Consider the following 7,828-nt stretch of genomic DNA (forward strand, 5'->3'; position numbering starts at 1 on the left):
CAGGCCCACCGTGTCGGCCAGCGCGCGCGCCTGGTCGCTCAACATGGCCGAGGCGGCGGCGGACTCTTCCACCAGCGCCGCGTTCTGCTGCGTCGCCTGGTCCATGTCCGCCACGCTGCGGTCGATCTGGCTGATGCCGACGGCTTGCTCGGTCATCGCGCCGTGAATCTCGTTGACCAGGCGCTGCACGCGGGCAATGCCATCCACGATTTCGCTCATGGTCGAGCCCGCCGCCTGCACGCGTTCCGTGCCGCTCTTGACGTTTTCAACCGACGCCTGGATCAGCGTGCGGATTTCCTGGGCCGACGCGGCGCTGCGTTGCGCCAGCGTGCGCACTTCGCCCGCCACCACCGCAAAGCCCCGGCCCTGCTCGCCCGCGCGTGCCGCTTCCACGGCCGCGTTCAACGCCAGGATGTTCGTCTGGAACGCAATGCTGTCGATCACGCTGATGATTTCGGTGATGCGTTGCGACGACTGCGAAATCGCGCTCATCGTCGTCACCGCGTCCGTCACCACCTTGCCGCCGCGCTCGGCGGCCACGCTGGCTTCCGTGGCCAGGCGCTTGGCGTGTTCGGCGGCCTCTTCGGTCTGGCGCACGCTGGAGGTCATCTGCGTCAACGCCGACGACGTTTCCTGCAACGAGCCGGCCGACGTTTCCGTGCGCTGCGACAGGTCGCGGTTACCCATGTCGATTTCGCGCGTGGCGGCCGACATCGAATGCACGCCCGTGCGCACGTCCAGCATCACATGGCTGATTTTGTCCACAAACGCGTTGAACGACGCCGAGATCTGGGCCACCTCGTCGTGCCCGACCACGTCCAGCCGATGCGTCATGTCGCCGTCGCCCGAGCCGATGGTGTCCATGGCGTCGCGCACGGCCGACAGGCGCTTGAAGGCGCGCGACGTCACCACACTGGCAATGCCCACGGCCACCAGGGTCAGCACCACCAGCGAAATCAGCGTGGCGTTCAGCACCTGCGTCAGGCCCGCCGTGGCTTCGGCGCTGTCCAGCGCAATCACCAGCGACCAGTCGGTGCCGGGAATGCGGCGCGCCTTCAGCAGCTTTTTCTGGCCGTCCAGGCTGACCATGATGGGGTCGGCGCCGTCTTGCGCCATGGTGGTGAGCGCGGCCGGGGTCAGTTCCGGGGCCACGTCGGTGGACGGCTTCAACGCCAGCTTGTCGTTCACGTGCGAGATGACCTGGCCATCGGTCGCCACCACGAATGCCAGGCTGGACGGCGTGGGACGGATCGCGCGGATGATGCTTTGGATGCCGTCCAGCGGCACCGCGCCGCTCAGCACGCCCACCGTCTGCCCGCCGCGCACCATCGGCGCGGTGAACGCCACGTACAGCTTGCCGGTGCCCGAGTCGCCGTACGGCTTGGTCACGGTCAGCTTGCCCGCCGCCACCGCGCTCTTGTACCAGGGCCGCGCGGTGGGGTCGTAGTCGGCGGCGGTTTGCGTCGTCGAGAAAAACGTCTTGTCGGACCAGCCTATCGTCGAAATGGGAAAGCCGTTGGTCTCGCCCATCAGCTTGGTCAGACCGCGCGGGTCGCCCTTTTCCACAACGGCGGCGGTGGCGGAAACCGCCTGCGCCTTGTCCGCCGACCAGCGCTCGATGGCGCTGGCATTGCCGGCCGCAATCGCATCCAGGTTGCCCGAGATGGTTGCCATCATGTTGCTGCGCACGATCTGGTAGGTAGTGATGCCCGACAAAACCAGGGCGCCTACGACGGTAAAGCAGGTGATCAATAGAATACGGTTGCGCAACGAGGTGATTTTCATTCTTGCCTTCTTACTGCCACAGCCCATGCCGGACGGCACGGGTACGCGGCCCCCCCCCACGAAACAGGGGGCCACGTTTGGGCTTACGGCATGCACGGCGGGGACTTTAGCCGGGCGCCGTGCAATCGGTCTAAAATCCGCCGGTGCAGCCCACCCTCGGCCTAACCCCTTCCGCCACCCTGAGCTACAGCGCCCGCATCCAGCAGGTGCAGATCGACGCCTTGCGTCGTAGCTTTCCCTTCGCGCTGGCGGGCTCGCTGATCACGGCCTGCTTCGCGGCCTACGCCTTGCACAACGTATTACCGCTGCATGAAGTGCTGTGGTGGATAGTTGCCACATTAGTGGTCGGCGTGTTGCGCCTGGCCGCCGTCATCGCCTACGACCACCATCGCACTGAGCCCGACGCCGCCCAGCGCTGGCTGCGTCGCATGCTGGTGGGCAACCTGGCTTCCGGCCTGCTGTGGGGCCTGCCCTTTGCCTACTGGACGCTGTTCGTGCCGCTGGAATACCAGCTGTTCTTCATCGTCATTCTGTTCGGGCTGGGCACCGGCGCCATTTACTCGAACTACATGCTGTTGCCGGTGATGTACGCGTTCGAGGTGCCCGCCTTCGCGCCCATGTTCATCGCCTTGGCCGCGCAGCCCTCGGCCATCCACCTGGCGCTGGTCACGGGCGGCCTGGCTTACCTGGTCGCCACGCTGGCTTTCATTCACCGCATGAACCGCACGCATCTGGACGCCCTGCGGTTGGGGTATGAAAACCTGGCGCTGCTGGAACAGGTGCGCCAGGAAAAGATTGCCGCCGAACGCAGCGACCTGGAAAAATCTCGCTTCCTGGCCGCCGCCAGCCACGACCTGCGCCAACCCGTGCACGCGGTCAACCTGTTCCTGGGTCTGCTGACGAACGAACCGCTGTCACGCCACGGTCACTATCTGGTGGATAACATCGGCAGCGCCATGGCCGCCATGGGGCAATTGTTCGATGCCCTGCTGAACCTGTCGCGGCTGGATGCCGGCGTGATCGAGCCGCGCTGGCAAGGCTTTGCGCTGAACCCCTTGCTGGACCAGTTGCGCGCCGAGTACGCGCCGCAAGCCCGGGAAAAAGGCATGTCGCTACGCGTGCGCGCGTGTTCGGCCTGCATCTGGTCCGACCCGGTGCTGCTGGAACGCATCCTGCGCAACCTGGTCAGCAACGCCATCACCCACACCACCGGCGGGCGCGTGTTGATCGGCTGCCGCCGCGTGGCGGGCCAGCTGCGCATTGAAGTGTGGGACAACGGCGAGGGAATTCCGGCGGCCGAGCAAGAGCGCGTGTTCTGGGAATTCCACCAGTTGGGCAACCCCGAACGTGATCGCAGCAAGGGCCTGGGGCTGGGCCTGGCCATCGTGCGCCGCACCGCCAAGCTGCTGGGGCATCCGCTGGCGCTGCATTCGCAGGCGGGTCGCGGCACCGCGTTCATGTTGACGACTCCCATCGCGGACCCGGCCCAGGCGGGCTTGTCCCACGTCACCGCCGCGCCGTCCGATGCGCGCGCGACGGCCAGCGAATCCGCCTTGCACGAACAGTTGGTGCTGCTGGTGGACGACGACGCGCAAAACCTGGCTGGCCTGACGATGCTGTTTGAAAGCTGGGGCTGCCGCGTCATTGGCGCCACCAGCGGTAATGCCCTGTTTGAACGGGTGCTGCCGCTGGCCGAACGCCCATCGCTTATCGTCAGCGACTATCGCTTGCGCGACCACGAGACGGGCATCCACGTCATCGAGCGGCTGCGCGAGGAATACAACGACCCGGACTTGCCCGCCCTGCTGGTCAGCGGCGACACGGACCCCGCCCGCCTGGCCGAAGCCGCCGACCGTGGCATCCCTTTGCTGCACAAGCCCGTTGCGGTGCAGGCGCTGCGCGAGCGCGTGGCCGCGCTGCTGCAAACGGCGCACGCCAACGCTTCCCCCGGAGACACCGAATGACGGCCGTACTGCTGGTCGACGACCACGCGATGTTTCGTGAAGCCCTGGCGCTGGCCCTGGCCAACGCACTGCCCACGTTGACGCTGCATCCGGCCGCCAATGGCCGCGACGCGCTGGACGTACTGGCCCGCCACGACGACATTACGAACGTAATAATGGATTACTACTTACCGGATACCGCCGGTGCACAATTGCTACGGCGCATGCGCCAGGTGCGTTCGCAATTGCGCGTACTGGTGCTGTCCGCGTCGGAAGATCCCGAAGACCGGCGCCGCGCCATGGAAGCCGGCGCGCAGGCCTTCATGAACAAGTCGGCCAGTTGCCAGGAACTGCTGGCCGCGCTGGATGCCATCAACCACGCGTCCCGGCCCACGTGCCGCTCAACCGCCGGCGGCGACGCCGCCACCACGCAGGACGAAGCGGCGCTGCTGCGCACGCTGACGCCGCGTCAGCAGGAAGTGTTGCGGCTGATGTGCGACGGCTTGCGCAACAAGGAAATTTCCGAGCGTTTGAGCATGACGGAAAAAACCGTGAAGACGCACGTGTCGGCCATCCTGGCCGCGCTCGGCGTGCTTAATCGCACACAGGCGACGCTAGTGGCTCGGCGCGGCGGCGTGTTCGGCCGCCCGGCGTAGGGCCGCGCCGCCCGCTGTCGGCGGCAATCTTTCCATCCACCAGCGATATCTCGCGACCGGCGGCGGCGATGGTGTCCGGCCGATGCGCAACGATCACACGCGTCATGGCCAGCCGCGCAATCGCCGTGTTGACCACGCGCTCACGGTCGATGTCCAGGTGGCTGGTGGCCTCGTCCAGGAACAGCACGGACGGCTGCTTGTACAGCGCCCGCGCCAGCAACACGCGCTGCTTCTGGCCGCCCGACAGCACCGTGCCCATGTCGCCCACCAGCGTGTTGTAGCCCATGGGCATGGCGACGATATCGTCGTGAATGGCGGCGATGCGGGCGCAGCGTTGCGCGCGATCGGCATCGAAACGCGGATCGAAAAAGCTGATGTTCTCGCCGATGGACCCGGCAAACAGCACGTCGTCCTGCAACACGGTGCCGGCCATCTTGCGCAGTGATGCCGCGCCCGGACCGCGCACCGGAGAGCCATCCACCAACACTTCGCCATCGGTCGGCGTCAGAATGCCCAGCAGGATGTTGACCAGCGTGGTCTTGCCGCCGCCGGACGGGCCGGTGATGGCAACGGATTCGCCCGACTCGATGCGCATGCTCACGCCGTCCAGCACATAGGGTTCATGCGGGCTGTAGCGAAACCGCAGGTTGCGCACCTCGATCACGGGCGGGCGCACGTCCGTGCCGGCGTCCGGCGTGTCGCGCGGCGTTTCGTCGATGGCCTCGGGCGCTTCGCGCACGATATCGGCCAGCCGCTCGCCTTGCAGCCGCAGCATCTTCACGTCCACCAGCTTGTCCAGCAGCGCCGCCACGCGCTTGTCGAACAGCGTCTTGTAGACGATGAACGCCAGCAAGGCGCCCACGGTGAACTGGCCGTTCAGCACCAGCCGCGCGCCCGCCCACAGAATGGCGATGGACGACAGCCCGAACAGCAAGCCATTGAACGTGCGAAAAAACAGCGTCCATTTCTGCACGCGCAGGTCGGCGTTGATGTCATTGACCAGCAAGGCCAGCCAGCGTGATCGGCGGTCGTCCTGATGCTGGAACAGCTTGATGGCCTTGACGCCTCGCACCGTTTCCAGAAAGTGCGACTGCTCTTTCGCGGCGTGCACGATGTGTTCTTCGGTGGCGTAGCGCAGCGACGCGTAGCCGGCCCAGCGCGCAAGCCCGTACAGCGCCATTGCCCCCACCGCAATCCACGCCAGCGGCGGGCTGTACAGAAACATCAGCACCAACGTAATCACCATTACCATGCCGTCCAGCAAGGCTTCCAGGAACGACGTGGTGACGGTGCGCTGGATGGCGTCGATGGCGCCAAAGCGCGACACGATGTCACCCAGGTGACGCCGTTCAAAGTAGCCGACCGGCAAGCGCAGCAGATGCGTGAAGACGTTGGTGCGCCATTGCAGGTTTAGCGTCGTGCCCATGTACAGCAGCATCCAGCTGCGCGCCACCGAGGTCAGTTGCAGCATCACCATCAACAGCCCGAAGGCCAGCGCCAGCGTGGTCAACAGGTCGCGGTCGCCGGTGTTCAGCACGTGGTCCACCACCCATTGCACAAAGAACGGCTGCACCACCGTCAGCACTTCCAGCGCCAGCGCCAGCAGCAGCACTTGCGAAAACGCCGCGCCCAGGCCCGAGATGCGTCCGGTCAGCTCGCGCAGCCGCACGGGCCGCGCCTCTTGCGCGGTCACGAAATCCGGCGTGGGCCAAAGTTCCAGGGCCACGCCGGTGTACGACGCCGACAGCTCGCTGATGGCGACCTTGCGGGTGCCGCGCGCCGGATCGATCAGCGTGGCCCAGCGCCCGTTGATGGCGGTCAGCACCACAAAGTGGTTGAACTCCCAATGCAGGATGCACGGCAGCGACAGTTTGCCCAGCGCGCCCAGCCCCGCCTTGACCGGGCGCGAGGCCAGGCCCAGCTGGCTGGCCACATGGATCAGCGTGGCCAACGTGGAACCCGACAGCGACACCGGAAAGCGGCCCGCAGGCTGGCCAGGCTTTGGTGATGCCCATGAAAGCCGGCGATCATGCCGACGCAGGCCAGCCCGCATTCGGCCGCCTCGGTCTGCAAGATGCGCGGCACGCGGCGTTTGACGCCCAGCGTCAGGCGTTCAAGCATCGTCATAGTTTTCCCGCCAGCTGGTGGGCGGGGTCGATGGCCCATTGATAAAGCCGCCGCGTCTGCTGCAACAGGTCGGCGTCCAGGCGCATGCCGGGGCGCAGTGCCAGCGGCTTCCCATCGGGACCGCGCGCCGGGGTTTCCAGCGACACGGTGATGCGATACATCGGTTCGCCCGGGCCACCGACGTTGGCGTTGTTGCTGCCCGCGGTGTTGCCGTCGCCGCTTGCCCCATCGTGCAACTGCCATTGCGGCAAGGCGCTATGCGTCACGTTCTGCACCACGCCCGCTTGTTGGCCGTAAGTCTGGTAGGGGTAGGCGGCAAAGCGCATCAGCACCGGGTCGCCCGGCGCCACAAAGCCCACCGCGCGGCTGGGCGCATACAGTTCGGCGACCAGCGTCGCGCCGTCCGGCACGATGGTGGCCAGCGGCCGCGCCGTGTCCACCGCCTGGCCCACGTCGGCCGTCACCGCCGTCAGCATGCCGGCTTGCGGGGCGGTGATCACGGTCTGCCGCCGCGCTTCGCTTTGCGTCAACTCCACTTCCACGCCCGCCAGGTCGCGGTCCAGCTGCGCCAGCTGATTCTGCTGGCGCAAGCCCAGGTCGGCCAACGCGGCCTGCCGTGTGGACAGGTCCAGCCCCAGGCCGATGCGATCGCGCAGCAGCGCCTGCAACTGGTTGCGCTGCTCTAGCAGTTCGGCCCGCTTCGCGTCGGATTCCTCGGGCGACAGATAGCCCTTGTCCATCAGGTTGCGATAGCGCTGGACGCTGTCTTCGGCCAGTTTGATGCGGGCGCGCTGGCCATCGATCTGGCTGTCGATGGCGGCCAGTTGCGCGCGCAGGCCCGCCACACCCGCCATCAGCAGATCGCGTTCGCCCTGTTGCAGCAACAACGTTTTCTGACGCGCGACGCGCAGGCTTTCCTGCCGCTGACGGATCTGCCCGCTGATGACTTGCTGCGTGTCGCCCATGGCGCTTTGCCGGTCGCCGGACACCACGTACAGCACATCACCCGCGTCCACATGCTGGCCTTCCCGCCCCCGCCTTTCAAGCACCACACCGGCCTCGCGCACGTACAGCTTCAGCAGGCCCGTATCCGGGGCCAGCTGGCCGCTGACCGTGGCGCGCTTGGTGTAGGTGCCAAAGGCCAAGAACAGGCAGACCAGCAGCACAAAGCCGCCCAGCGCCGCCGTAACCAGCGCGAACGACACCGGCCGGATCAGGACGATATCGCCCAGCGGCGCGGTGCGTTGCGCGGCCAGGGCTTGTTTGCGATAGAGCGACACGGCAGGTCGGGCCAGAAGAATGCGGAAATGGGGGGGG

General features: G+C 66.6%; 4 protein-coding genes and 1 pseudogene. 2 read left to right on the forward strand and 3 right to left on the reverse strand.

The window, feature by feature from the left end:
- On the reverse strand, positions 1–1,785 hold a 1,785-nt coding region (locus ACNPP0_RS22180; protein WP_448707020.1), incomplete at its 3' end, for a methyl-accepting chemotaxis protein.
- 143 nt (positions 1,786–1,928) lie between these two features.
- Between ACNPP0_RS22180 and ACNPP0_RS22185 the strand changes: the two genes are divergently transcribed.
- Both ACNPP0_RS22185 and ACNPP0_RS22190 read left to right on the forward strand, forming a co-directional pair.
- Complete coding sequence (locus ACNPP0_RS22185) at positions 1,929–3,749, forward strand: ATP-binding response regulator (protein ID WP_448707021.1); 1,821 nt, start codon at positions 1,929–1,931, stop codon at positions 3,747–3,749.
- On the forward strand, positions 3,746–4,384 hold the full coding sequence (locus ACNPP0_RS22190; protein WP_448707022.1) for a response regulator transcription factor: 639 nt from the start codon (positions 3,746–3,748) through the stop codon (positions 4,382–4,384). Before ACNPP0_RS22185 ends, ACNPP0_RS22190 begins: the two co-directional genes overlap by 4 nt.
- Here ACNPP0_RS22190 and ACNPP0_RS22195 read toward each other — a convergent pair.
- Positions 4,323–6,511 (reverse strand): annotated as a pseudogene (locus ACNPP0_RS22195) (peptidase domain-containing ABC transporter). The gene ACNPP0_RS22190 and the pseudogene ACNPP0_RS22195 overlap by 62 nt on opposite strands.
- Positions 6,508–7,791 carry an HlyD family secretion protein gene (locus ACNPP0_RS22200; protein ID WP_448707024.1) on the reverse strand — a complete coding sequence of 428 codons (1,284 nt, stop codon included), beginning with the start codon at positions 7,789–7,791 and terminating at the stop codon, positions 6,508–6,510. Before ACNPP0_RS22200 ends, ACNPP0_RS22195 begins: the two are co-directional and overlap by 4 nt.
- Between the last annotated feature and the right edge of the window lie 37 nt (positions 7,792–7,828).

The organism is Achromobacter semiaridum, assembly GCF_053543755.1.